Annotated in this window: 21 protein-coding genes, 1 tRNA gene and 1 pseudogene; 6 read left to right on the top strand and 17 right to left on the bottom strand. The window is 60.4% G+C overall.

Going from position 1 to position 24,530, the window contains the following annotated elements; translation table 11 throughout:
* Positions 1-18: 18 nt before the first annotated feature.
* Together ABIB48_RS13610 and ABIB48_RS13605 are read right to left on the bottom strand one after the other, a co-directional pair.
* Entirely contained in the window at positions 19-1,080 is a 1,062-nt protein-coding gene (locus tag ABIB48_RS13610) for an enoyl-CoA hydratase/isomerase family protein (protein WP_354213330.1), read from the bottom strand.
* A gap of 18 nt (positions 1,081-1,098) precedes the next feature.
* Positions 1,099-2,235: an acyl-CoA dehydrogenase family protein gene (locus ABIB48_RS13605; protein WP_110107052.1), complete on the bottom strand. Its 1,137-nt coding sequence runs from the start codon at positions 2,233-2,235 to the stop codon at positions 1,099-1,101.
* Here ABIB48_RS13605 and ABIB48_RS13600 point away from each other — a divergent pair.
* Positions 2,234-2,398, top strand: coding sequence for a hypothetical protein (locus tag ABIB48_RS13600; RefSeq protein ID WP_170120998.1), 165 nt, complete (start codon positions 2,234-2,236; stop codon positions 2,396-2,398). The genes ABIB48_RS13605 and ABIB48_RS13600 overlap by 2 nt on opposite strands.
* A 4-nt stretch (positions 2,399-2,402) precedes the next feature.
* Here the strand turns inward: ABIB48_RS13600 and ABIB48_RS13595 are convergent, their stop codons facing one another.
* Positions 2,403-3,356: a cytochrome b/b6 domain-containing protein gene (locus tag ABIB48_RS13595; RefSeq protein WP_354213329.1), complete on the bottom strand. Its 954-nt coding sequence runs from the start codon at positions 3,354-3,356 to the stop codon at positions 2,403-2,405.
* A gap of 402 nt (positions 3,357-3,758) precedes the next feature.
* On the opposite strand from ABIB48_RS13595, the gene ABIB48_RS13590 reads away from it, so the two are divergent.
* On the top strand, positions 3,759-4,295 hold the full coding sequence (locus ABIB48_RS13590) for a MarR family winged helix-turn-helix transcriptional regulator (RefSeq protein ID WP_354213328.1): 537 nt from the start codon (positions 3,759-3,761) through the stop codon (positions 4,293-4,295).
* Positions 4,296-4,444: 149 nt separating this feature from the next.
* Here the strand turns inward: ABIB48_RS13590 and ABIB48_RS13585 are convergent, their stop codons facing one another.
* The 5 genes from ABIB48_RS13585 to ABIB48_RS13565 all read right to left on the bottom strand — a co-directional run bounded on the left by ABIB48_RS13585 (position 4,445) and on the right by ABIB48_RS13565 (position 10,271).
* A complete protein-coding gene (locus tag ABIB48_RS13585) occupies positions 4,445-5,506 on the bottom strand; it encodes an MBL fold metallo-hydrolase (RefSeq protein ID WP_354213327.1) in 1,062 nt (353 codons plus the stop codon).
* Positions 5,503-5,898 (bottom strand): AMP-binding enzyme, encoded by a 396-nt coding sequence (locus ABIB48_RS13580; protein WP_354213326.1) that lies wholly within the window; start codon positions 5,896-5,898, stop codon positions 5,503-5,505. The genes ABIB48_RS13585 and ABIB48_RS13580 overlap by 4 nt, the downstream gene beginning before the upstream one ends.
* Positions 5,899-5,996: 98 nt before the next feature.
* A complete protein-coding gene (locus tag ABIB48_RS13575) occupies positions 5,997-6,863 on the bottom strand; it encodes a crotonase/enoyl-CoA hydratase family protein (RefSeq protein ID WP_354213325.1) in 867 nt (288 codons plus the stop codon).
* A complete protein-coding gene (locus ABIB48_RS13570; RefSeq protein WP_354213324.1) occupies positions 6,863-9,043 on the bottom strand; it encodes a 3-hydroxyacyl-CoA dehydrogenase NAD-binding domain-containing protein in 2,181 nt (726 codons plus the stop codon). Before ABIB48_RS13570 ends, ABIB48_RS13575 begins: the two co-directional genes overlap by 1 nt.
* Before the next feature lie 4 nt (positions 9,044-9,047).
* Positions 9,048-10,271 carry an acetyl-CoA C-acetyltransferase gene (locus tag ABIB48_RS13565; RefSeq protein WP_354213323.1) on the bottom strand — a complete coding sequence of 408 codons (1,224 nt, stop codon included), beginning with the start codon at positions 10,269-10,271 and terminating at the stop codon, positions 9,048-9,050.
* Positions 10,272-10,586: 315 nt separating this feature from the next.
* On the opposite strand from ABIB48_RS13565, the gene ABIB48_RS13560 reads away from it, so the two are divergent.
* Both ABIB48_RS13560 and ABIB48_RS13555 read left to right on the top strand, forming a co-directional pair.
* Positions 10,587-11,465, top strand: a complete 879-nt coding sequence (locus tag ABIB48_RS13560) for an enoyl-CoA hydratase-related protein (RefSeq protein WP_354213322.1) — start codon at positions 10,587-10,589, stop codon at positions 11,463-11,465.
* The gene (locus ABIB48_RS13555; protein ID WP_110107046.1) at positions 11,429-12,076 is read left to right on the top strand and encodes a TetR/AcrR family transcriptional regulator; all 648 of its coding nucleotides are present in this window, start codon (positions 11,429-11,431) and stop codon (positions 12,074-12,076) included. Before ABIB48_RS13560 ends, ABIB48_RS13555 begins: the two co-directional genes overlap by 37 nt.
* 31 nt (positions 12,077-12,107) lie before the next feature.
* Here the strand turns inward: ABIB48_RS13555 and ABIB48_RS13550 are convergent, their stop codons facing one another.
* From ABIB48_RS13550 to ABIB48_RS13540, 3 genes are all read right to left on the bottom strand, one after another.
* The gene (locus tag ABIB48_RS13550) at positions 12,108-13,013 is read right to left on the bottom strand and encodes an SDR family oxidoreductase (protein ID WP_354213321.1); all 906 of its coding nucleotides are present in this window, start codon (positions 13,011-13,013) and stop codon (positions 12,108-12,110) included.
* A gap of 118 nt (positions 13,014-13,131) precedes the next feature.
* Positions 13,132-13,353 (bottom strand): AMP-binding enzyme, encoded by a 222-nt coding sequence (locus tag ABIB48_RS13545; RefSeq protein ID WP_354213320.1) that lies wholly within the window; start codon positions 13,351-13,353, stop codon positions 13,132-13,134.
* Positions 13,319-13,843 (bottom strand): AMP-binding protein, encoded by a 525-nt coding sequence (locus ABIB48_RS13540; protein WP_354213319.1) that lies wholly within the window; start codon positions 13,841-13,843, stop codon positions 13,319-13,321. Before ABIB48_RS13540 ends, ABIB48_RS13545 begins: the two co-directional genes overlap by 35 nt.
* Before the next feature lie 510 nt (positions 13,844-14,353).
* Between ABIB48_RS13540 and ABIB48_RS13535 the strand changes: the two genes are divergently transcribed.
* Entirely contained in the window at positions 14,354-15,070 is a 717-nt protein-coding gene (locus ABIB48_RS13535) for an AI-2E family transporter (protein ID WP_354213318.1), read from the top strand.
* A gap of 68 nt (positions 15,071-15,138) precedes the next feature.
* Here the strand turns inward: ABIB48_RS13535 and cls are convergent, their stop codons facing one another.
* From cls to ABIB48_RS13510, 5 genes and pseudogenes are all read right to left on the bottom strand, one after another.
* Positions 15,139-16,596, bottom strand: coding sequence for a cardiolipin synthase (gene cls / locus ABIB48_RS13530; RefSeq protein WP_354213317.1), 1,458 nt, complete (start codon positions 16,594-16,596; stop codon positions 15,139-15,141).
* Positions 16,597-16,937: 341 nt separating this feature from the next.
* A pseudogene (locus ABIB48_RS13525) lies at positions 16,938-17,237 on the bottom strand (transposase); the annotation flags it as partial.
* Positions 17,238-17,601: 364 nt separating this feature from the next.
* A tRNA-Met gene (locus ABIB48_RS13520) sits at positions 17,602-17,675 on the bottom strand.
* A 143-nt stretch (positions 17,676-17,818) separates the two neighbouring features.
* Positions 17,819-20,746 carry a UPF0182 family membrane protein gene (locus tag ABIB48_RS13515; protein ID WP_110107041.1) on the bottom strand — a complete coding sequence of 976 codons (2,928 nt, stop codon included), beginning with the start codon at positions 20,744-20,746 and terminating at the stop codon, positions 17,819-17,821.
* A gap of 184 nt (positions 20,747-20,930) precedes the next feature.
* Entirely contained in the window at positions 20,931-21,959 is a 1,029-nt protein-coding gene (locus ABIB48_RS13510; RefSeq protein ID WP_354213316.1) for a YlbL family protein, read from the bottom strand.
* Between the two features lie 325 nt (positions 21,960-22,284).
* Between ABIB48_RS13510 and ABIB48_RS13505 the strand changes: the two genes are divergently transcribed.
* Complete coding sequence (locus ABIB48_RS13505) at positions 22,285-23,727, top strand: zinc-dependent metalloprotease (protein WP_354213315.1); 1,443 nt, start codon at positions 22,285-22,287, stop codon at positions 23,725-23,727.
* 44 nt (positions 23,728-23,771) lie between these two features.
* On the opposite strand, the gene ABIB48_RS13500 is transcribed toward ABIB48_RS13505, so the two are convergent.
* A complete protein-coding gene (locus ABIB48_RS13500; protein ID WP_354213314.1) occupies positions 23,772-24,506 on the bottom strand; it encodes a M48 metallopeptidase family protein in 735 nt (244 codons plus the stop codon).
* Positions 24,507-24,530: the final 24 nt, after the last annotated feature.

Here is a 24,530-nt window from a genome sequence, read left to right as displayed (position 1 = left end):
CCTGCTCCCTTCATCCACTTACAAAACGGCATCGGCGGCTGGTGCCACCAGGCCCAGCTCCCGCGGACCCAAATCCGCAAAGGCACCGTCCACCACAGCGGCGGACACCTCCGCCAGCGTGGTGGGTGACCACTTCGGGTTCCTGTCCTTGTCCACCAACTGCGCCCGGATTCCCTCGGCAAAATCCGGCCACGCCAGTGCCCGCAAGGACACCCGCAGCTCCTGGTTCAGCACCTCTTCGAGGGACCCCAACGCCTTGGCCCGACGCAGCGCGGCCAACGTCACGGTCACGGCCGTGGGCGACTTCGCGGCGATGGTCTCCGCCGCCGCCTGGGCCACCGGATCCTCAACACGGGCCAAGCGCTCAAGAATGGTGCCGGCGCAGTCCGGGGCATAGCACTCATCAATCCACCACCGGGCCGCAGCCAGCGCAGATTCCGGGGGCACCTGCCCATGACGGGCGACGACGGAGCTTGCCCCCCGCTGTGCCAGCTCGGCCACCAGCGTGGGCAGGACCGCAGAGTCAACAAAGTGGGTGGCCAGGCCCATGGCGATCGCGTCGGCACCGCTGACCATGGCCCCTGTCAGCCCGGCGTGCGTGCCCAGCTCCCCCTGTGCGCGGGAGAGCAGGAACGTGCCGCCCACGTCAGGGACGAAGCCGATGCCCGTCTCCGGCATGCCGATCCGGGAACGTTCGGTGACAATCCTGTGCGAGGCGTGCGCAGAAATGCCTACACCGCCGCCCAGCACCACCCCGTCCATGAGCGTCACAATGGGCTTCGCATAGCGGGCGATGCGGGCATTGAGAAGGTACTCGTCACGCCAGAACTGCTCGCTGGAATCCCCTCCGGTCCGGGCATCGTGGTAAATGGAGACGATGTCCCCGCCGGCACACAATCCCCGCTCACCGGCACCCGAAATGAGAACGGTACTCACGGCGTCGTCCGTTTCCCACTCGTCAAGGGCGGCCGCAATGGAAAGGATCATGCCGTGGTTCAGCGCGTTGATGGCTTTGGGCCGGTTCAGGACCAGGTGCCCCAGCCCACCGCTGCGCTGCACAAGAACTTCATTGGGTTCCATGGTTACATCCTCCACTTCTTAACGCTCCACGGCCAGACGGCCAATGATCAAGCGCATAATTTCATTGCTGCCTTCAAGAATTTGGTGCACTCGCAGGTCCCGGACCAGTTTTTCCAGCCCGTACTCGCTGAGGTAGCCGTACCCGCCGTGCAACTGCAGGGCCTGGTTGGCCACGGTGAACCCGGCATCTGTGGCTACGAGCTTGGCCATGGCACACAGTTTCACGGTGTCCGGGGAGCCGGTGTCCAGGGCATGCGCGGCGCGCATCAGCATGGTCCGGGAGATTTCCAAATCCGTCTCCATCTGCGCGATTTGAAACAGCAGGTGCTGTTTTTCAATCAGCGGCCCACCGAATGCTTGCCGTTCCTTCAGGTAGGCGATGGACTTTTCCAGTGCCGCCCGGCCACCGCCGAGGGAGCAGGCGCCAATGTTCACGCGCCCACCGTTGAGTCCCTTCATGGCGATGCCGAAACCGTCGCCCTCCTCACCGAGCCGGTTCGCCACAGGGATGCGCACGTTCTCAAACACCACCTGGCGTGTGGGTTGAGCCCGCCAGCCCATCTTCTTCTCATTCGCCCCGAAGCTGAGCCCGGGTGCGTTATGGGGAACTACGACGGCGGTGATCCCCTTTGCGCCCTGGTCCGCCGTGCGGACCATCACCAAATACCAAGCGGAGGAGCCTGCCCCGGAGATGAATTGTTTGGTGCCGTTGAGCACGTAGTCATCGCCGTCGCGTACGGCCCGGCTGGTGATGGCGGCCGCATCGGAGCCTACGCCGGGCTCTGAGAGGCAGTAGCTGGTCAGCTCTGTCATGGCTGTGATTCCGGGGAGCCATGCGGCACGCTGTTTTTCATTGCCGAAGGCGTCGATCATCCAGGCCACCATATTGTGGATGGAAATGTAGGCGGCAATGGTGGGATCCACTGCCGAGAGCTCCTCGAAGATCAGCACCGCGTCACTCCGACTCAGGCCGGAGCCGCCATATTCCTCCGCGACGTAAATCCCGCCCATGCCCAATGCCCCAGCCTGGGCCAGTACATCCACCGGAAAATGCTTGCTCTCATCCCATTGTGCCGTGTGGGGGGCAAGTTCGGTGGTGGCAAAGTCTCGCACCATCTCCACGACTGCCTGCTGCTCGGGGCTGAACTCATTCATGGCGTCTCCTTCGTACCGCATCTTTGCGGCCTCAGTAGTGGAGGTGGCGCGGCGCCAACTCCTGGTGGTGACGGGGATAGTGGTGACGGGGATAGTGGTGACGGGGGTAGTGGCTGCGGGGCTGGCGTGCCCACTGTGGTGGGTGCCGCCGTCGTACTTCTAGGGAACTATTTGGTGACCTTGCCCATCAGGGAGGCCACGGGGCGCAGGAAGAGCGGTTGCGCCAGGAACCAGGCGGCGGCCATGACCACCAGGGATGCGGCGAAGATGCCAAAACCCCACCAGTTCACCTCGTTGGAGGAGGCGTACATGTGGTTGAGGTTGCGCAGGGCGCCTGTGGCCAGGACCAGGGTTACGTGGATGACGATGAAGCCCACGAAGTAGAGCATGACCGGGAAGTGCAGTGCGCGGGCGGCCTGAATGGGGTAGATCTTGTTCAGCGTGGTGGCGTTTTTGGGCCAGGCGCCGGACATGCGCAGGCCCGTGATGATGGCCAGCGGCGCGGCGATGAAGACCGTGATGAAGTACGTCAGCAGCTGCAGGCCGTTGTAGTTGACCCAGCCGTCGTCGGTGGGCCAATCGAGGGAGAGGTACTGCAGTCCTGCGGAAATCGCGTTGGGGAATACATCCCAGCTGGTGGGCACAATGCGCATCCACTGGCCGGTGAAGAATAAGACCACAATGAAGATGGCGCCGTTGAGGACCCAGAGGGCGTCTAGGGTGAGGTGAAACCACAGGTCAAGGCTGATCTTGGTGGGATTGCCGGGGGTCTTGATCAGGCCCTTGTTGTTCCGGATCCAGTGCGCGGCTGGGCGTTTGGTGGTGCGAACCTGCCAGCCTGAACGGATGATGAGCAGGATCAAAAACGTGTTGATGAAGTGTTGCCACCCAAGCCAGGCGGGCAGCCCCACGGGGGCGTTCGCTGGCAATTCAGAGGCGCCCGGGTAGGTGGTCATGAAGTCCTGGATCGCCGTCAGAGAGGTCAGCCACCTGACTACTAGGACGGCAACGCCCAGCAGCACGATCAAACCGACCGCTGAAACGCCAATTTTAGCCCACAGGCCTAGACCATTCCAGCGCTCTAAGATGCCGGCGGCCTGCTTACTCTTGGGGGTCGACATTCTCTTGATCCTCTTTCATGTGCTTGCTTCACTCGGGCGGCACCGGCACCGCTGTACAACAATCTTTATGTCTAACAATCTCTATTTCTAACAGTCTCTGTTGCGTTTGCCTCCATTGTCCGTCATGGAGGCCCGCCTGCCACGTACCGTGCCTAGTGGGTCCGGGCACTAGAGAGCAGGATCCTGACGCTAAAAGATGCCGAGAACGCATGGTCTGCGTTTTTGCGGTGTTGCTTTATCAAAACAGCCATCATCAGAGACTGCTTTTAGCGTCATGCACTGTCCTCACAGTGCAGAATACTAGGTACCACTAGCATTTACTAGGTATACCAAGTAAATTGTTGAACTAGCCAGTTTCTCTCCGAGGAATTTGCCCCCAGGAACCCGTAGGAAAGGACTCCCATGGCTTCCCCCACACCGCTTCCTCTGGACCCCATCGCCGAGGCCAAGCGCCAATGGATCGCCCACGGTTGGGCTGATAGCGCTGATGCCATGGCCGCGTTTTCATCCGTCATGCGCGCTCATCAACTCATGTATAGCCGGGTCGATGCCGTGTTGAAGCCTCTGGGACTGTCCTACGCCCGGCTTGAATTATTAAGGTTGTTGTCCTTCACGCGTGGAGGTGCGTTGCCCATGGCCAGTGCCAGCGCACGCTTGCAGGTACACCCTACATCTGTGACAAGCGTGGTTGATCGCTTAGAAAAAGACGGCATGGTGCGCCGCGAAGCCCACCCAACGGACGGCCGGGCAACTTTAGTGGTGCTCAGCGATCTTGGGCGGGTGTTGGTGGAGAAAGCAACCACTGTCTTGAACGAAGAGGTGTTCGCCAGCCCTGGCATCCCGGCCGAGGAACTGCGCACCATGACCAGCATCCTGGCCCGCTTCCGCCGCGACTGCGGCGATTTCACCGACCCAGCCCCCACCCCGGACCCCCTCTAGCCCCTCCACCGGACGCTATCTCACTAATGGTCACTTTTTTTGCGACGTTATCCCACCAGTGGCTGCTTTTTCCTATCCCTATCCCACCATTGACGACTCACGCTAAGGAGACGGAGATCATTGCGATAGCGTCCGGCAAAATCATGCCATTAGTGGGATAGCGTCGGTAGAAGGTTGGGGGTGGCGGGGGTGCCTCTTGATACTGAGATCCCCACGTTGCGGCCTTGCTCCGTCAGGTACACCAGATGGCTGGCCGTTTCGGCAAGTGCCAGCCGCAGCGTGAAACCGCGCAGCGAATCAAAGCCGCGTGACCACGTCAACTCCTTCGACACGTCCCATACGCTCGCAGCCGCCCCGGATTCCAGCACAGCAATGACCTCGCGGGAGCGTTCCAGCGTGTGTTCCTTCAGCTCAGCGGCACGGGCCAGCAGCCCTCGGAAACGGTATTCGTGCGCCGGCAGGACCTCCATCTCTGCGCCAGCTCCCATAATTTCCAGCGAGTCGAGGTAATCCCCCAGCGGGTTGGCATGACTGGCAGCTTCGAGCGAGACGTGCGGGGTGATGCGTGGCAGCACGTGGTCGCCCGTGAGGATCAGCGAGTTCCTCTCGTCGATGAGGCAAATGTGCCCGGGCGTGTGCCCGGGTGTGGCCAACACGCGTACCGAAAGCCCAGCAACGGGCAGCAATTCGCCATCTGCCAGGCGCCTCTGCGGCTCGGCTACGCCGGTCATCTGCGCCCAGGTGTCCGCTTGAAAACTCACTTCCTCCAAGTACTGCGCCGGCACGCCCCACGCGATAAATTGTGCCCTATCCTCCTCAACAAACTGTGTGGGGTCCACGCGCCAGTGCGTGGGCAGTGGCTCGTCGGCACCGAGCGCAACCCATGCCCCCGACGCTTCCCGTAACCGCGCAGCCATGCCCAGGTGGTCGGGATGGAAGTGCGTCACCACAATAGCGGTGATGGACGCGGGTGTGAGCCCAGCAATTGCCAGTCCTGCCTTGAGCATCTCCCAGCCAACATCCGAGTCCCAACCGGGATCCACCAGCGCCGCCTCGCCGTCACCAATCAGCAGGTAGGCGAGCGTGTAGCGCATGGGATTATTAATGAAGGGCACGGGGATTGACCACACTCCGGGCCGGACTTCTTCCGCGGCAGGGAGCTCCTTCGCCTTCCACGCCTGGAATTGTTCCTCTGCTGTAACGGTGATCAAGATGCCCTCCAAGAGCTCAGTATGGTTGAAAAATTCGTGTTTCCGCGTGGCTGCCGGGCCAAGGACGCCGCTGCTGCTTTAGAGAGCCTGCGCCGCGGCGTAGCTCTCGCGTAGCTCACGCTTGAGGATTTTCCCTGCGCCGGAGATAGGCAGCGTCTCGGGGAATTCAAAGCTGGCAGAATCTTGTACCCGGCAATATGTTCACGGCAAAAGTCCCGCAGTGTTTCGGCAGTGGCAGCTGCCCCCGGCGCTAGGACAACCACTGCGTGCACGCGCTCACCGTTGTGCTCATCTGGGACGCCAATGACGGCCGAGGAGGCCACCGCCGGGTGCTTGCTCAAAGCGTTTTCCACCTCTGCCGAGTACACAACCTCCCCACCGGTGACGATCATGTCCTTGAGTGAGGTACATGAAAAGCTCCTTTTGGTAAAAAACGACTCTGACTTTTATCGTGGATATGCCATCATGACCCTTGAATCCCTTGAAGCCTCTAGTGACCCATGAACACTCCCGGACGGCGCTCCCCCATCGCAGCTACGGCCTCAAGTAGGTCCTCACTGTGCAAAAAGGCGGAGTTCCACAGGGAGACGTGGCGCAGCCCGCGGGCCACAATTTCTTCCCTATCTTCGTTCAAAATAGCCTTCGTGCCTGCCACAGCCAGCGGGGAATTGGCGGCGATTTCCCCCGCCATACCTAGCGCTGCTTCCAGAAGTGCCGCCGCGTCCGGATACATGTCATTGACTAGGCCGATCCTGCCGGCCCGCTCCGCCGTGATGTCCTTGCCTGTCAGGGCAAGTTCCCGCAGCGCACCCTCGCCAATGATGCCGCGCAGGCGCTGGAGACTTCCAACGTCGGCAACGATCGCCAGCCGTGCCTCACGGACACTGAACTTCGCATCAGCTGAGGCCAGCCGTACATCCGCAGCGCTGATCAGGTCTACCCCGCCGCCAATGCACCAGCCGGACACGGCGGCAATGACGGGTTTGCGGCACAGGGCAACGGAGGTGATGCCGGCCTGCATTTCCCGGATCAGCCCGAGCAGTTCCGTTCGCTGGGCTGCTTGGGCCACGGATCCCGGCCCCAGCTTGCCAAGCCAGCCACCCAGCACCTCCGCCACGTCAAGGCCCGTACTGAAGTGATTACCGGCACCCGTGAGCACCACGGCCCGGACGGATTCATCGGCGTCGAGCGCGGCAAAGACCTGCGGCAGTTCTGCCCAGAAGGCGCGCCCCATCATGTTCCCGCGGCCGGGACCCACCAGATTCACGACGGCGACACCCGGGGTGGGTGCCGTATCAACAGTGAACGCCGTCCAAACTTGGGTGAAAGCGGGACCGACCGCGGCAAGAGGGCTCATCAGTAAGTTTCGCCCTTCTCAGCCTTGGCCACCAGAGAAGCCGGGGGGAGGAAGTGTTCGCCATACTTGGCCGCCAGCTCACGTGAGCGGGCCACGAAACCTGCCAGGCCACCGTGGTACCCGTTCATGTACTGGAGCACACCGCCGGTCCAGGCCGGGAAGCCGATGCCCAAGATGGAGCCGATGTTAGCGTCCTCCACACTGCGCAGCACGCCCTCATCCAGGCACTTGACGGTTTCCAAGGACTCGGCGAAAAGCATGCGCTCCACCATGTCCTGGAACGGGATTTCCGCTGTGCCGCCGTAGGTTTCCTTGAGCCCTTCCCAGACTCCTGTGCGGTGACCGTCGGCATAGTTGTAGAAACCGGCGCCGGCGAGCTTGCCCTTGCGCTCAAACGTTTCAATCATCTGATCCACTACGTCGTAGCCCGCATGGTGGCGGTACTTTTGCACCCCATTGTCTGCGTCCAGGCCAGCTTTGGTTTCCTTTTGAATCTTGGAAAGGAGGCTCAGGTTCAGTTCGTCTGCCAGTTGCAGCGGGGCCGCCGGGTAGCCAGCCTGCAAACCCGCTTGTTCGATGGACGGGGCCGCGATGCCTTCGCCGAGCATGGCAATGGCTTCGTTTATGAACGTGCCGATGACACGGGAGGTGAAGAAACCGCGGGAATCGTTGACCACAATGGGGGTCTTGCGGATTTGCTGGGCAATATCGAATGCCTTGGCCAGTGTTTCATCCGAGGTGTTTTTACCGGCGATGATCTCCAGCAATGGCATCTTATCCACGGGTGAGAAGAAGTGCAGGCCAATGAAGTTCCCTTGGCTGCGCACACCTTCGGCCAGAGTGGTGATGGGCAGGGTGGAGGTGTTGGAGCCGAGCACGGCGTCCTCCCCCAGCAAGTCCTGGATCTCGGCGAACGCTGCCTGCTTCACCGCCACATTTTCAAACACCGCTTCGATGACCAGGTCCGCCCCGGCTACGTCCGCTGCCGTTGCGGTGGGGGTGATCTTTGCCAGCAGTGCGTCTGCGGCCTCCTGGCTCTGCTGGCCGCGTGAGACGGCTTTGTCGGTGAGGGTCTTGGAGTAGGATTTGCCGCGTTCCGCCGCTTCAAGGGAGACGTCCTTGAGCACCACGTCCATGCCGCCGCGAGCACACACATAGGCGATGCCCGCTCCCATCATGCCGGCGCCGAGTACGGCGACCTTCTTGGCCGTGTACTTCTCAAAGCCCTTGGGTCGGGACCCGCCGGCGCTGATGTGGCTCATGTCGAAGAAGAAGGCCTTGATCATGTTGGTGGATACCGCCCCGGTCACCACTTCAACGAAGTAGCGCGATTCCATCTCCAGGGCCGTGTCCATATCCACCTGGGTGCTTTCCACAGCGGCGGCAAGAATGGCGCGTGGGGCCGGGTAATTGGCGCCTTTGAGCTGCTTGCGCAGGTTGGCCGGGAATGCTGGCAGGTTCGCGGCGAAGGCTGGCGTGCTGGGGGTGCCGCCTGGAATCCTGTATTTGGGCACGTCCCAGGGCTGTATGGCATCCGGGTTGGCTGCGATCCACGCCTTCGCAGCCGGAATGAGTTCCTCCACCGTGTCCACAACCTCGTGAACCAGGCCCACCTCGAGCGCCTTGCGGGGCTTGTACTTCTGTCCCTGCAGCAGCACCTTCATGGTGGCGTCAACAACACCCATGAGACGCACGGTGCGCACAATGCCGCCGCCACCGGGCAGCAGTCCCAGCGTGACTTCCGGTAGTCCGATGACCGAGCCGCGCATGTCCGATGCAATACGGCGGTGGGTGGCCAGCGCAATTTCCAGCCCGCCACCCAGTGCCGCACCGTTGATGGCGGCGACCACGGGCTTACCGAAGGTTTCCAGCGTGCGCAGCTGCGCCTTGATCTGCTGGCCTAGGTCAAAGACGCTTTGCGCGTCCTCCGGGGTGGAAGAGACAAGATCCTTCAGGTCCCCTCCTGCGAAGAAGGTCTTCTTCGCAGATGTCAGTACGACGCCGGAGATGTTCTCCTTCTCTGCCACGAGACGATCCACGGTTGCCTGCATGGAGGCGATGTAGTCAGCGTTCATGGTGTTGGCCGACTGGTTGGGGTCATCCATGGTCAGGATGACCACGCCGTCGCTGTCCTGTTCCCAGCGGATGGTGTTGCTGTGCTGCACGTTGTCCTCGCTCATCGTCCTAGACCCTCTCAATCAAAGTTGCCACGCCCATGCCGCCGCCAATGCACAAGGTCACCACGGCCCTGCGCTTATCGGTCCGTTCGAGTTCGTCCAGCACGGTGCCCAAAATCATGGCGCCGGTGGCGCCGAGCGGGTGGCCCATGGCGATGGCGCCCCCGTTCACGTTCAGTTTCTCGTCCGGGATGCCCAGGTCCTTCTGGTACTTCAGCACCACGGAGGCGAAGGCCTCATTGATCTCGAACAGGTCAATGTCCGCAACGCCCAGCCCGGCCGTCTTGAGCAATTTCTTGGTGGCCGGGGTGGGGCCGGTGAGCATGATGGTGGGGTCGGCGCCGGAGGTGGCGGTGGCCACGATCCTGGCCCGCGGCTTCAGTCCAAGCTGCTTGCCGACCTCCGCGCTGCCCACCAAAACCAGGGCCGCGCCGTCGACAATTCCGGAAGAGTTGGCAGCGGTGTGGACGTGGTCAATCTTTTCCACGGCATGAAACTTTTGCAGGGCGACGGCGTCAAAGCCGCCGGCCTCGCCCATCGCCGCAAAGGCTGGCCGCAGACCAGCCTGTGACTCCGGGGTTGATTCGGGACGCATATGCTCATCATGGTCCAGCACCACCAGACCGTTTTGGTCCTTGACGGGGATGACGGAGTTGGCGAAGCGGCCCTCTTTCCAGGCCTGGGCAGCGAGGCGCTGCGAGCGCACAGCGTAGGCGTCAACGTCCACCCGGCTAAAGCCCTCCATCGTAGCAATGAGGTCCGCGCCCACGCCCTGCGGGACAAAGTAGGTGTCATAGTTGGTGGCCGGGTCCATGGCCCAGGCGCCGCCGTCGGATCCGATGGGAACGCGGGACATGGATTCCACGCCGCCGGCGATGATGAGCTGGTCCCAGCCGGAGCGCACCTTTTGGGCGGCCATGTTCACGGCCTCCAGACCCGAGGCGCAGAACCTGTTGATCTGCACCCCGCCCACCGTGTCCGGCAGGCCGGCGGCGATGACGGCGGTGCGGGCAATGACGGCGCCCTGGTCACCGATCGGTGAGACGACGCCGAGGATCAGATCGTCGATAAGGTCTTCGTCCAGGCCGGGGTGGCGAGCCCGTAAGGAGTTGATCAGACCCACCACGAGGTCGATCGGCTTGGTCCCGTGCAGGGCACCCTTTTTGCCGCGGCCGCGCGGGGTGCGGATGGCGTCATATACATAGGCTTGCGGTGCAACTTCTTCGCTCACGTGAGCTTTCCTTCCATTGTCATCTCGTTCGCTGCAGTGCGGACGGACGGTTGGCAAAACTTTTTTTGGTGGAACGGGTGGTTGGTGCTGCGTCAGAGGGAGGTGGCAATGAGCTCCTTCATGACCCCATTGGCGCCGCCGAATTTCTCTGCGAGCGGGTTGCCTCCTTGGTGGAGAAAACCCTCGCCAGGGATGCAACGTCGCAAAGATCTTCATCGATCCAGCGGGAAACAAGCCGAGTTGTTGACATAATGCCCATAGTGCAAGACTATTGACACCGTGTCAATAGATGGCGCAAGTCTTTACTTTCCATTCATGAAAGCGATGACCATGACAGCTGAAGTCCCCCTCCCCTACACGGCCATCAGCTACGCCGTTGCCGAGCGAATTGCCACGGTTTCCTTGAACCGCCCCGAGGCACGCAACGGCTACACGCTGACCATGGCAAACGAACTGGAGCACGCTTTTCTGGCTGCCGACGCCGATCCGGAGGTCCAGATAGTTGTTTTCACCAGCGTTGGCAAGGACTTCTCCGTGGGTGCTGATCTGAGCGGTGGCGGCTTTGATGTGACCATGACCGGCTCCACCCAGGACTGGCAGGAACCGGCCGGGCGCTGCTCCAAAACCATCTACACCATGAACAAGCCCGTCATCGCCGCCCTGCGCGGGGTGTCCGTGGGTGGCGGCATAACCATCACGCTCTCCTGTGACTTCCGCCTGGCCTCCACCGATTCCCGCTTCTCCTTCCCGTTCAGCCGCCGCGGCATCTTCCGTGAGGGGGCCTCGGTTTGGTATCTGCCACGCCTGGTGGGAGTGTCCAAGGCGAGCGACTGGATGCTGACGGGCCGGCTTTTCGGGGCGCAGGAAGCGCTCGACGCCGGACTCGTCACCTCGGTGCACGAGCCCGAAGACGTACTGGAGGCCGCCTACGAACTGGCCAGGGACCTCATCGCCAACACCTCGGAGGTCTCCACCGCCGTCATCAAGCAGATGCTCAACCGGCTGAGCGCTTTGGACTCACCCTTCCCCGTCCACGCAGTGGACTCGCGCCTGATTGCTAGCACACCAGGGCACAGTGACGCCGTCGAGGGTGTCACCTCGTTCCTGGAAAAACGCCCGCCGCACTTCCCCTTGACAGTGCCCGAGGGTATCCCGGCATGGCTGCCGTGGATGCAGACGGGCCCAACACCGTGATTCCCGATGACCGCACCGAGCCCCGCAGGCAGCGGCTGAGCCCCGATGAACGCCGTCAACAAATCTTTGAGTGTGCGCAAAAGCTGTTCAATGAACGAGCCTATGAGGACGTTTCAGCAACCGACATTGCCGCTGCTGCAGGTGTTGCCCGTGGGCTCATCAACCATTATTTCGGCAACAAGCGCGAGCTGTACCTGGAAGTCATCAAGGTCAATTCCACGGTCTCAGAGGTGGCGGTGGCCAAGCTGCCCGACGGCTCCTTTGAGGAACGTGTGGAGGTGGCGGTGGCGTGGTTCCTGGACTCACTGGAGACCTCCGGTGCCAGTTGGCTGGCGCTGGGTTCAGGCAGTATAGGGCGGGATCCGGATTTGGAAAAAATCTTGATCGCGGCTGAAAATGACTCAATTGAGCTGCTCATCGACGCCACTGGACTGGCCGAGCGCACCAAGAACCGGGAACAAATTCGGGCCATGTTCCGAATTTATACCCAACTGGTCCGCAGCGGTGGCCGCGAGTGGCTGCTGCGAAAAACTCTCACCCGACCCCAGGTCCACACGCTGCTGGCCAGCACCTTGCGCGTCATCGTGACAGAAGCCGTTCCCGCCATCTGACCGGCTTCCGCCATGACTGCGGAGGTAGTAATTACGGGTCCACGTAGAGGTCGATCATGAGCTCCGCCGCCGGATCCACGGCATAGTACGAGAAGTCAGTCTCGCCACGGGAGCGCAGCAGTTCCTCGTCAAGGATGTTCTGCCCCGTCAACTGGCGGCTGTCGGTGGTGAGGATGGCGTGGGCAGCGTCGGCCATGATGATGGCATGCCGCGAGCGCCGGATCATCGCCTCCCCGCCGAGAAGGTTGGCGACGGCGGCCGTGGCGATCGTGGTGCGCGGCCACAGCGTATTGGAGGCCACGCCCTGCTCGGCGAACTCCGCAGCGAAGCCCATCGCCGTCAGCGTCATGCCGTACTTGGCCAGTGTGTAGGCCGGGTTCGCACCGAGCCATTTCTGGGACATGTTCAGCGGCGGGCACAGCGAAAGAATATGCGGGTTCGACGCCTCCAAAAGGTGCGGCAGCGCAGCCTTGGACAGCATGAAGGTACCACGCACGTTCACATCTTGCATGAGGTCGTACCGCTTCGGTGAAACCGTCAGCGTCCCGTCCAGGGAGATGACGCTGGCGTTGTTCACCACGATGTCTATCCCGCCAAAGCGTTCCACCGTCTGTGCAACGGCGGAGGCGATGGTGTCATCGTCGCGCACGTCCCCCGCCACGGCCAGCACCTGCCCGCCCGCCGCCTCAATGGATGCAGCGGCGGTGTGGATTGTGCCCGCCAGCCGCGGGTCCGGGGTGTCAGTCTTGGCCAGAAGCACCACGTTGGCGCCATCCTGAGCTGCCCGAACGGCGATAGCCAAGCCAATGCCGCGGGACCCTCCAGACATGAGCAGGGTTTTGCCGGCAAGGCTCCCACCAGCGGGCGGGACGGTGGCACCCGAGGCCGCGTCCGCCGTCGTGCCTGAACTATTGGAACTGCTAGATGTTGCGGTCATGGTCCCTCCAATATGGTTCGCGCAGATTGCGCTTGAGAATTTTCCCCGTCGCATTGCGGGGCAGTTCGTCCGCAAAATCCACCGAGGTGGGGCACTGGTTGTGGGCTAGACGTTCGCGTCAGAAGGCGATGATGTCCGCTTCGCTCACCATACTGCCGGGGGCACGCACTACAACAGCGTTGACTGTTTGAACCCAGCGCGGAACAGGGATGCCTATGACAATCCGCTCAGCCATTTCGGGATGGGCCATGAGCACGTTCTCAACTTCGGGGCAGTAAATGTTCTCGCCGCCGGAGCACAGGAGCTCATGGCCGAACGGATCGGCAATCCGAATGTCCACCCCAGGAAGGGGCCTTGCCCGCAGATTGCAGAACCTCGGACCGGGGCGGGTTCCTATGGTCTTCGTTCTGGAGCATGGCGCCGATCATAGTGGCGGCCGAGGTTTCACGCAGGTGGACAATTTCGGCACCGGCATACATGCCGACCTGGAAGTAGCAGGAGCCGCCCACATGAAACATGGGCATCCCCACCATGGTCATCTCCCCGGGCTTCATCCCAAACCCTGCTTTGGCAACCACACTGTGCTCGTTGACGCTTGCGTGCGTCAGTTCCATGCCCTTAGGTTTGCCGGTGGTCCCGGAGTTATACATGAGCAGGACCGTATCCTGGGGCCCGACGCCGGAATAGTCAGCCCCCGCTGTGGAACCGTTTGATCCGGTTGCAACTGTTGCACCGACAACACCGGTTGCCAGGAACTGCTCGTAGTCACAGTGCTCGCCACCGATGGCAACCATGCGCGGCAGCGGCGTTTCGGCTTCGGCTTTCGCCAACGCGTCGGTCAGCTGCAGAATTCGGGTGCGCCATTGCGCCCAGGTTTAGCTGGTTTCGCCCAATACTGCGGCGGTAAGGTCGGGTGTGCGCTGTGCCCAATGGTCGAGTCTGTCTCGTGGAAACACTGGCTGAGCGAGGGTTCCAAGCGTCATGGCAGGCCTTTCGTGGGCGCCAGTGCCGGTGTGAGCTGAGGGAGGGTGATCCAGACTGCTGTGTGATGGCATTGTGTGCGCGAATCTAGCAACAGTACAGCGATCGGAACCGAGCCAGACCCCAACCATGGCTCCTCCGGAACCAAGGTCCTTTTCAGTTTGGCTGCAGCCGTCATTGTACTGCTCGGGACTGGCCGCATTTCCTCAAGACTGGGCCCAGTCTTTCAGGCATTAGTGCTAACGATTTGTGCCTACCCCGTGAAGCAGCATCTCATGGCTCGTGGTGTCCCACTGTTAAAGCTGGTATGGCAGACATCCTGTCCGTCTAAGCCATGCTCGGGGCATTTTGTAGCCTCATTGTGGATCTCTGGCGTTCAACTGAGCTGGGTTCTGCCGCAAATCACCCCACAGGTCGCCGAATTCCATGCAGATCTGAGAGTCTTCCTGCACAACACCTTTGGCATCGCGGACAAGCAAGTGCGTGCAATTGCCGATTCAATTGACCTTCGCGTACTCCTGAACACTGCATCCAACCTGCTTGGCGGTGTGATGAGCATTGGCTCGGGCGGACTTTTCCTGCTGCTGCTGGTGATATTCATGGGCATCGACGCCAACTACTTCCCCACTATCCTTGCTGTGGTCAAGGAAAAGCGTGCCCCGGTCGTGGTGGCCCTGAGTAACCTCGCGAAATTGTCCCGCTCATTCATGATCATAACCACCATTTTCGGCGCCATTGTTGCCGTCTTACACTTGATCCTGCTGCTTGCGCTGGGTGCGCTGGGTGCCATCATGGCCCTTTTAGCCGGCGGCCTCCCCACGTTCATCGCCGTGGTGGCCTTCTACGGTGTGACTAATTCGCTGATCCAGTCGGTCATCCAGCCCAAGTTCGTCTCCGGCTCGGTCAATTTGAACATGACCTTGACCTTCCTGTCAGCCATCTTCTGGTCCGCACTCTTGGGACTGGGCGGTGCTCTCATGGCCGTTCCGCTCACACTGTTTGTACGGGCAGTTTTGGTTGATGCGCACCCGCAAGCCACCAAGGGCCCCAAGACCGCAAAACCGGGCCACGGCTGAACCTGCCACTAGTGAGAGAGCGTTGTGAAAAAACGTGCCATTGGTGCGATAGCGTCGGAGGGGGCAGGCTATTGCAGGTTGGAGGTCAGCCGGGCCGCGCTGTCCCAGAACTTCTCCCACCGGGGCCGCTTGATCCAATCATGGAGTTCAAGCTCGCTGCTGTTGGCCCTGTACCTGTCCTCCACTTCGCGCATCTGTGTCACGAAGGTGGCACTGTGGATCAATACCGATATCTCCATGTTCAGTGAGAACGAGCGGATGTCCATGTTTGACGAGCCGATCACTGCGACATCCGAGTCGATGCTGAAGTGCTTGGAATGCAGCACTTCCGGGGATTTATACAGGTAGATTTTTACGCCGGCGCGCAGCAACGCCTCGTAATAGGAGCGTTGGGCATGGTAAACCATCGCCTGGTCGCCAATCTCGGAAACGAATAGTTCCACAGACAGGCCGCGCCCGGCCGCACTGATGATCGCCAACAGCACTGATTCTTCCGGTACGAAGTAGGGGCTGGTAATGCTGACCCGCTCGGTGGCCTGGTGAATCATGGAGACGAAGAGTTTCAGGCTGTTGTCGTTTTCAAAGCTGGGACCGCTGGGCACCACCTGGGCATCCACCAGGTGCGACGCCTGGTCCAGCACAACCGGTGAGGTATCCAGTTCCAGCAGGACATTGGTTTCACTAAACCAGTCGGTGACGAAAACGGCGTCGAGCTCGCGCACCACAGGGCCGTGGACCCGCATCATCAATTCGTGCCAACGAAGCCCGCGGGAGATGTTTTTTTTCTTGTTGTAACTCTCATGAACCATGTTTTGCGATCCAGCAAAGCCCACCTGCCCGTCGACCACCACCAGTTTGCGGTGGTTGCGAAGATCCACCCGCTGCCAATTCCCTTTCCACGGACGCAAGGGCAGCATAGCGTGGTATTCGGCACCCATCACAGCCAGCCGCGACAAGGTTTCCTTCCTGCCAGGGTTCATCAAGGAGGCCAGGTGGTCGCTGAGCACCCGCACTGTCACGCCCCGCTGGCAAGCTCGCTCCAACGCATCAAAGAAGGGCTTGGTGGCTGCATCGTGGACCAATATATAAAATTCCACGTGCACAAAGCGCTGTGCCGCATCAATCTCCCGGGCCATGGCGGCAATGGAGCCATGGTAGTCCGGGAGCAATTCGACGCTGTTGCCGCCCACCATGGGCAACGCGCCCAAGTTGTTGTTAAGGGTGACCAGCGTGGAAAGGCCCTTGGGCCAGTCTTCCCTGTGGCTGTGCTGGTCAAGCCCCTCGGTGCGGGCCAGAATCAACTCGTTCACGTGACGTTGCTTGTCTCTGCGGGCCTTGGGCAGCCGGGTGAAACCCACCAGCAAAAATGCCACGATACCCACGTAGGGGATGAAGATAATAGTGAGCATCCAGGCAATGGCAGTGGCTGGCCGTCGCCGGGCAGAAATGTATGCCACGGCCACGGCGCCCAAGAGCACATGTCCTGCCAGCAGCAGCCAGGCCAGTGCATCGTGATTATTGAACATTGCGTTCCGCCGCTTCCTTAAGTCCTTATGTCATGGAAAAGGAGGCTGTGGGTACGTTGAGAGTCCGCAGCCGCCTTCGTGCGATCTTATCCTTGCGTGGAACCGAGAATGCTTAAGCCAGGGCCTTTATCTTGAGCTGAGCGTATTCGGGCTCCGTGATGGTGCCTGCATCCAGTAGCGACTTAGCTGCCGCAATCTACTAGTCTGCCGGACTCTGGATTCCGGCCACGCGGCGCAAGTATTCCTCGCCTTGCTGCTGCGCCGAGGCTGCAGCCTGCTGACTGCGCTTGGTCATGTTGTTGCCTCGGGCGATGAGGTACACAAGCACGTCGGAATTGAGAGTGTATTTTCGGTCTGAATCCGCGTGATTCCAGCAGCGATCTGGCGACGTTGTTGGTGAGGTTGCGGAAGCCGAGGGCGAATCCTCGGAGGTGTTCCAGTCCTTCATTAATCGTTTCAGTTGAGCCATTGGACGTTCCGGGTAGGTCGAAGTAGGCCAACACCTCAGCGGCCAATCAGCCTCCTAAGCGTGCTTTTTTCCTCTCAGTCAGTAGATCGGCACGGGTGAGCAGTGTTCGCCGTGCTTTATAGAGTGGGTCGCCGCTACATGTGCGCTGTGCGCGCGTTGCTTGCTGAATGCGTCAGAGGCCGCCGTTGCAGCGCTGCTGGCGGCCATGGTCCTGGCACGGGTTCTCACGATTGGCCACGCCCACCGTTCCATGGTGTGACAAGCCCTGATTCTGGTGGTTCGCATGATTCCACTCTCAGCGTTCATCACCCAGACCGGCACAGCCAAGATGATCGCGGATGGGATGCTCACGTTCACCGGAGACGGCAGCCCGTACCTTTTGCTACGGGGTATTTTCCTAGTCACCGCGGTCTTGTACATCTCATCAGCAATACGGCAACGGAGTTCCTGGTGCCGTTCTGAGACTGCCTGCGTTCCAGCACACTGGTGAAAAACAGAAAACCCCCGGTCCGAGGACCAGGGGTTTTCTTGTGGAGTTGCGGGGACAGGATTTGAACCTGTGACCTCCGGGTTATGAGCCCGGCGAGCTACCGAACTGCTCCACCCCGCGATGTGATTATTACTTTACCGTCCATTCGCCCGCAGGTAAAACTGAGAGCACGTGACCTTCGTCTCCCTGGGGAAATTGGGCAGAAAAAGGCCCGGCCACCATGAGGTGACCGGGCCTTTTACTCTTCAAGGACGACGACGGCGCTAGGGTTTGGCGCTTGGCGTGGCCTCCGGAGTGGACGGCACTACCGCCGCGCCTTCAGCAGCAATCGCTGCGGCAATAGCGGTTTCCAGGGCCTTCTGCGCGGTTCCATAAGCGGCAAAATCGCCCTTCGCGAGAGCGGCCTGCCCGGCTTGCAAGGCCGCATTGGCATCACTGAGCGCCTTGGCCAGCGCCGTATTCTCACCACCCGAGGGAACTCCAGGCTTATCCGTAGAAGTACCTCCGGTACCCTCACCCTTGTTCACACCGGCATCACCGGCAACAGCACCGGAGTCACCGCCAAAGAGCTTGTCCAGTGCCTCGTTCAACGTGGCGGCGTAACCGATCTTGTCGCCGAAGGCCACCAGCACACGCTGCAATGTGGGATATGAAGTGGAGCCCGTTGACTGGACATAAACCGGCTGCACGTACAGCATGCCACCACCCATGGGCAGTGTGAGCAGGTTGCCGTTGATGACGTCAGACTGTCCCAGTTTCAACACGTTCAGCTGTTCGGACACTGTGGGGTCTGACTGGAAGGTGTTTTGCACCTGTCCGGGGCCAGGCACCTGGGTGGCATCCGGCAGCTGCAGTAGTTGCAACTTGCCGTAATCGGGGCTCTTGACACCCTTGACGTTGCCGGCATCACCATTTGCGGCCATGAAGCCGTACAGAATGTTGCGGGAGTCGGTGTTCTTGACTTCCTGCGGTATGAAATCGGTAGTCAGGGAGAACGCAGTCTTGTCCTGGCCAGGCATCTTCAATGACAGGTAGTAAGGGGGCTGCTTGTCAGTGGCCTTGGTAGTGGGATCGTCCGGGACGCTCCAGGCCAGAGTGTTCTTGAAGAAGTTGGTCGGATCAGTGACGTGGTAACGGCCCATCAGCTCACGCTGAACCTTGAACAGGTCTTCGGGGTAGCGCACATGGGACATGACGTCTGCCGACATTTCCGTAAACGGCTTCACCGTGGTGGGGAAAACCTTCTCCCACGCCTTCAGGATCGGATCTTCCGCATCCCACGCGAACAGCTCAACGGAACCATCGTAGGCATCCACAGTGGCCTTGACGGAGTTGCGGATGTAGTTGATGGATGCGTTTGGCAAGGGCGCAATGCCGCCGGCAACTGTCAACGAGTCAGTGGTGGCTTCCTGCAACTGCTGCTGCTGGGAATAAGGGTAGTAGGAACTTGTGGTGTAGCCATCCACAATCCACTTGACCTTGCCATCAACAATAGCCGGGTAGGGGTTGCCATCCAGCGTCAGATACGGGGCAACCTTGGCAACACGTTCTGCAGGGGTGCGATCGTAGAGGATTTGAGATTTCTCATTGACACCGTTGGTGAGTAGCAAATCAGTTGACTGGAACTTCAACGCATACATGGCCCGGTTGAACCAGTTACCCACGGTAGGTCCGGCATTGCCCGTGAACGTTGTCAGTGTCTCATCCGAGGCATTGTCCGTGGCTGCTGCGGCATTGCCTTGGGGACGGTCAAGCTCAATGGGGGCGGTTCCACTGGGGGCGCCAACAACCGAATAGTCGGTGGTTGACTGTCCGAAGTAAATGCGCGGCTGGTAGCTAGTATCAGTGCCCAGCACACCTTCGGAGGGGACGCCGGCCTGCATAAACTCGGGTTTGCCGTCGGCAGTAACGGTGTTGCCGTAGGCGGCAACCACACCATAACCGTGAGTGTAGACCAGGTGCTGGTTGTACCAGCTTTGCTGTTCCGGGCTGATACCGGCAGGGTTCAGCTCGCGCACAGCAATTACGGCGTCCTGGACCTTGCCGTCAATGGTGTACCTGTCAACGTTGAGCGTCTTGGGGAACTTGTAATACGGGCGGTACTGTTCCAGCTGCGCAAACGTTGAGGAGATCAGGTTCGGGTCAAGCAGGCGGATGTTGGCCGCGGTGTCTGCGTCCTGGCGTAGTGCCCCGGCCTCCGCCGTGATGGTTGCGTTATAGGGAGTCACCTCCATACCAGTCAGCCCATAGGCATCACGGGTCATGTTGATGTTGCGTTCAATGTAGGGCAACTCCACGCTTCCTTCGGAAGGTTTCACCTGCCACTGCTGAATGGCCCATGGGTACAAGCCGCCGGCCACGATGGCTGTGACAACCAGCATGCCGGTACCAATCAGAGGAAGTTTCCACTTGCCCATGAAGGCGGCAACAATGAAGAGCACCGCAACGATGAGGGCGGCGGCAGCAAGAATGGCTTTGGTGGGGATGACCGCATGGACGTCGGTAAACATGGCACCGGCACGGTAACCACCATTGTCCTGCAGTGTGGCGTAACGGCCCAGCCAGAAGTTGCCAGCCAGCAGGAGCAGGAAAATCCCAGCCAAAATGGCGATGTGGATCTGCGCCTGTCGGGAGGCGAAGATGCCACGCTCTGTCAGGCGGATTGCCCCGTATAGGTAGTGGGTCAGTATGCCGGCAATGAAGGCAATTACTGTGACACTTATGAGCATTCCCACCAGGAAGCCCAGGAACGGCAGCGTGTTGGTGTAGAAGCTGAGGTCCAAACCGAATTCGGGATCCGTGGTGCCAAACGGCACGCGGTACAGGAACAGCATGACCTTTTCCCACTGGGACATGGCTGCGGTGCCGGCAAACAAGCCAAAGACCACGGGCACACCAACCATCACCACACGGCGGATCGGTTCCAATTGGAGTTGGTAGCGGTTGAGGTTGTCCTCGTGCTCACTGTCCGGGGCGTAAACGGGCCGCGCCTTGTAGGCGGCTCGAATGGAGAAGTACACCCCCAGGGCCATGATCAGGAACGCTGCTAAGAAAATCAGTATCTTGGCAATGCGTTCGGTCCAGAAAACCTCGGAATAACCTATCTGGTTGAACCACAGCAGATCGGTGTATACCCCGGAGAAAAAGAGCAGTGCCACGACCAGCACCGCGACAACAATGATGGTGGGCATCAATGCGCTGCGACGTTTGGGCCGGACGGACTTGCTCGGCGGCGGGTATGGGCGGGATGTCACTCTCTACCTCTAACTCAACTGGTGGATAAGAAAAACTGCATGTGCTTTCAAAGGGTGCCACGAACAAGCTGTGGGCCCAGTTCCGTATGATGCGCAATCGTTACGCACCGAAATTCAATCGTTACTTGCATGTGGGCAGTCCCGATCCGTCCTTGCCGGAGCCGATCAGGGTGACGGCGTTGTACGCATCTTTGAGCGTATCCACCTTGATCACCTGCAGACCATCAGGAATATGCCCCACCACGTCTTCGCAATTTGCACCAGGGGCCAAGAAATAGTCAGCACCGGTACTGCGGGCGCCAATCATCTTTTGGGCAATGCCGCCGATGCCGCCAACGTTGCCTTCAGGATCGATGGTTCCTGTTCCGGCAAAACGCTTCCCGCCCGTGAGATCCCCGGGAGTGAGGCTGTCCATGATGCCCAAGGCAAAGATCATTCCCGCACTGGGGCCGCCAATGTTGCTCAAAGTGATCGTGACGTCGAACGGAAAGACGAAGACGTTTTGGATCTGGACGCCCAGCAGGTATTTGCCGTCGCTACCTTGTTTGGGGGTGACGCTCAGTTTCTGCTCCACATTATTTCTGCGCACCTGAAGTTCCACAGGAGCCCCCTTGCCCTCGGCAAGCACAGTCTGAATGACATCAAGGTCTGTGACCTTCTTGCCATCTATGGTGAGAAGGACGTCGTCGGGCTTCAAAATTCCTGACGCGGCACTCTCGGCAGGAATGGCGGCAATGCTGAGATTTGTCTGAAAATCAATACCCAAAGCCGTCATGGCTGCGGCTGTTGCGTTCTCCTGTGAACCGGTCATGGCCGCCGAGTTCTCACTGTTAATGACATCTTGGCTGGAACCGGGAGCGTAGATGAGCTCCGCTGGGTACACGGTGTGCGAGGGTGTGAGCCAGGAGGAAAGCACGTCAAAGAAATTAACCTGGCTATCCGGGAGTCCACCGGTCAAATGCACTGTTGTCAGATCGAGCGTGCCCGAGGTGGGCGGAAAACTCTCGTGACCTGAGATGGTGATGATGGGCTTGCCGTTCAATTCACCAATGGTGTTGATGGCGGGGCCCGGAGATTCAACAACATAAGGCACCGGGATAGTCACCGCGGCCACACCCAGCACAAGCGCCAGCACACCTGAAACTGCCATCAAGGAAATTCTTTTGTCGCGGGACGTACGCGACGGAGCTGCCGCTTTCTCGGGTGTCTCCTGGCTCAAAGCTGTGACCTTTCCAAAGTCTCTGGGGCCTCGCAGGCACCGCCAGTCAAAACGGGGTACCAACCACCTAGCCTACTGTGTCTGGATGTGCTGTGCTTGTGCCGAGGCTGGGAGTCGGCCATGAATGAGTAGTGGCGGAGCCCCAGGCCCAGATACCCTTTGCCTAGAGCGAACAGTGAGTAGGCACAGGGCGACAACGCACCATGGCGGCGGTAACGTGAAGTTATTCAGAGTCCACGCCAACGATCGGGCCATCATGTCATCCACACCATCCAACAACGACGACGAAACCCCGAAGGATCCGCTTCAGGAAATGCTCGCCAACCTTATGGGCGGACAGGGCATGGAAGGCTTTGACCCCGCCGAACTAGCTAAAGCCGCCGGCCTGCCCTCGGATCCCAATGCGCTTGCACAAATGTTCTCCCAGGTACAAGCCATGATGAACAGTTCCTCAGACACCCCCGTCAACTGGGATTTGGCCCACGATGCTGCCCGGAAGGCCGCCGCAGGTGATGACCCCTCCGTGACGCCCCACCAGCAACGCGAAGTTGACGAGGCCTTGCGTCTGGCAGAAATGTGGCTCGACCCCTTTACTGACTTGGCCGCAACTGCCATCATTGGCCGGGCTTGGTCCCGCGCCGAGTGGGTGGAGGAAACCCTCGGAACGTGGAAGCGCCTGACCGAACCGGTGGCAAACAGCATTGCTTTCGCCATCTCCACCGCCATGAACGATCACCTCCCTGAAGAGATGAAGTCCATGATGGGCGGTGCCGCCTCCATGATGCAGAACATGGGCGGTGCGCTGTTCGGTCTGCAACTGGGTCAGGCCGTGGGGGCGTTGTCCAAGGAAGTACTTGGCTCAACAGATATTGGTATCCCGTTGGCCGATCTCCAGATGGCCCTCCTACCCTCCAACATTAAGGAGTTTGGTGAGGGACTGGAAATTCCCGAGCAGGAGATCCGCCTCTTCTTGGCCCTGCGGGAAGCCGCCCACGCCCGCCTCTTCGTTCAAGTTCCGTGGCTGCGCGGGCACTTACTGGGCGCTATCGAGTCCTACGCGCGAGGCATCCACATCGACATGTCCCGCATTGAGGATTTGGCACAAAACCTGGACCCCTCCAATCCGGAAGCCATGCAGGCGGCCTTGTCCGAGGGCGTCTTTATGCCGGCCCGGACCCCTGAGCAGGATGCTGCCCTAGCCAAGCTTGAAACTGCGTTGGCGCTCGTTGAGGGCTGGGTTGACGAAGTCACTTTTGCGGCTGCCGCAAATCTGCCCGCAGCAGCTGCCCTCCGTGAAACTATTCGGCGCCGCCGTGCCACCGGTGGCCCTGCTGAGCACGCTTTTGGTTCTCTGGTTGGTTTGGAACTGCGTCCGCGCAGGCTCCGCGAGGCCGCTGCCTTATGGGCTTCCCTGAAAGATCTGCGCGGCATTGCCGGACGCGACGCCATCTGGGCGCACCCGGATCTTTTGCCTACCTCAGCTGATCTGGATGACGCGGCAGGTTTCAGCGCACGTCGCAGCGCCGAGGACGCCTCCGAGTTGGATGTTGATGCGGCACTTGCCAAGCTGCTGGACGGCGGTTTTGAGGATTTCCAAACCGACTCCACCACTGATGGCGAAGCAAAAACCAACGACGGCGAACCCGGCCCGGGTGCCGACGGCACCGAGGGCACCGGCGGCACCGGCGGCAAAGACTAACCACGCCGTCCGGGATGCTACCGGGGCGGGCTAGAGGGATTTATTCAGTTGTGTATCTCTGTAGCCCCCTCCCCGGTAGCATCATCATTTTCATCCCCTGGCTCCTCATCCATCCCTTGCGCCATGCCGGCGATGTTCCGTGAGGCGGCAAATGAGGCACCTTGCAGGAACGCCTTGGCGGTTTCCAGCTTCGGGTAGCTTGCCAGCTCCGCCCAGAATGCCCGGCTGTGGTTCGGGTGGATCAAGTGGGCCAATTCATGCAGCAGGACATAGTCCAGCACCCACTCGGGCATGCCCTGCACATGATGGGAAATCCTGATGGTCCTGCGCGCCGGGGTGGCGGATCCCCACCGGCCGTTTTGATTCTTGACCCAGCGCACTGATTCAGGCCTAGCGCGGGAGCCTAAATAGGTTTCCGAGAGGTCAAAGCTGCGCTGTAACAAGGCGTGGTCGCTGGCTGGTACAGGGCGTTGGGCATGACTGCGTTCTAGCTTGGCCACCATATACGGCACCCAATATTGTTCATCTTCTAGACTCAGCCGCGCCGGAACGGCGATCACTGCCTGTCCGTTCTCCCAAAACGCGGCCAGCCCGGTTTTGCGCCGCGCCGTCCGCCTGACCACAATGGGGTCCCCGCTGCTGGTTCGGTGCTGGGAGACGAAGTCTCCCAGCGGTCCTTTGGTTCCCGTTCCGATGGGCCCACGGCGTCGGGAGGCCCGCGGCGCTGGCGTACTTGATGCCGGCGTACTTGATGCTGGGGTACTTGGTGTTGCTGCCATTCTTCGACCGTACCGCCAAGCCGC

Origin of the sequence: Arthrobacter sp. UYCu511 (assembly GCF_040547105.1) — a bacterium.
Classification (GTDB): domain Bacteria; phylum Actinomycetota; class Actinomycetes; order Actinomycetales; family Micrococcaceae; genus Specibacter; species Specibacter psychrochitiniphilus.
This window is presented reverse-complemented; position numbering and strand designations above follow the sequence as displayed.

Excerpts from the sequence above, each read along its gene's own strand:
- ABIB48_RS13610 (WP_354213330.1), bottom strand. The coding sequence starts at position 1,080 with ATGGAACCCAATGAAGTTCTTGTGCAGCGCAGCGGTGGGCTGGGGCAC.
- ABIB48_RS13600 (WP_170120998.1), top strand. The coding sequence starts at position 2,234 with ATGGCGTCTCCTTCGTACCGCATCTTTGCGGCCTCAGTAGTGGAGGTG.
- ABIB48_RS13605 (WP_110107052.1), bottom strand. The coding sequence starts at position 2,235 with ATGAATGAGTTCAGCCCCGAGCAGCAGGCAGTCGTGGAGATGGTGCGA.
- ABIB48_RS13595 (WP_354213329.1), bottom strand. The coding sequence starts at position 3,356 with ATGTCGACCCCCAAGAGTAAGCAGGCCGCCGGCATCTTAGAGCGCTGG.
- ABIB48_RS13590 (WP_354213328.1), top strand. The coding sequence starts at position 3,759 with ATGGCTTCCCCCACACCGCTTCCTCTGGACCCCATCGCCGAGGCCAAG.
- ABIB48_RS13580 (WP_354213326.1), bottom strand. The coding sequence starts at position 5,898 with ATGATCGTCACCGGTGGGGAGGTTGTGTACTCGGCAGAGGTGGAAAAC.
- ABIB48_RS13575 (WP_354213325.1), bottom strand. The coding sequence starts at position 6,863 with ATGAGCCCTCTTGCCGCGGTCGGTCCCGCTTTCACCCAAGTTTGGACG.
- ABIB48_RS13570 (WP_354213324.1), bottom strand. The coding sequence starts at position 9,043 with ATGAGCGAGGACAACGTGCAGCACAGCAACACCATCCGCTGGGAACAG.
- ABIB48_RS13560 (WP_354213322.1), top strand. The coding sequence starts at position 10,587 with ATGAAAGCGATGACCATGACAGCTGAAGTCCCCCTCCCCTACACGGCC.
- ABIB48_RS13555 (WP_110107046.1), top strand. The coding sequence starts at position 11,429 with ATGGCTGCCGTGGATGCAGACGGGCCCAACACCGTGATTCCCGATGAC.
- ABIB48_RS13550 (WP_354213321.1), bottom strand. The coding sequence starts at position 13,013 with ATGACCGCAACATCTAGCAGTTCCAATAGTTCAGGCACGACGGCGGAC.
- cls (WP_354213317.1), bottom strand. The coding sequence starts at position 16,596 with ATGTTCAATAATCACGATGCACTGGCCTGGCTGCTGCTGGCAGGACAT.
- ABIB48_RS13515 (WP_110107041.1), bottom strand. The coding sequence starts at position 20,746 with ATGCCCACCATCATTGTTGTCGCGGTGCTGGTCGTGGCACTGCTCTTT.
- ABIB48_RS13510 (WP_354213316.1), bottom strand. The coding sequence starts at position 21,959 with ATGGCAGTTTCAGGTGTGCTGGCGCTTGTGCTGGGTGTGGCCGCGGTG.
- ABIB48_RS13505 (WP_354213315.1), top strand. The coding sequence starts at position 22,285 with ATGTCATCCACACCATCCAACAACGACGACGAAACCCCGAAGGATCCG.
- ABIB48_RS13500 (WP_354213314.1), bottom strand. The coding sequence starts at position 24,506 with ATGGCAGCAACACCAAGTACCCCAGCATCAAGTACGCCGGCATCAAGT.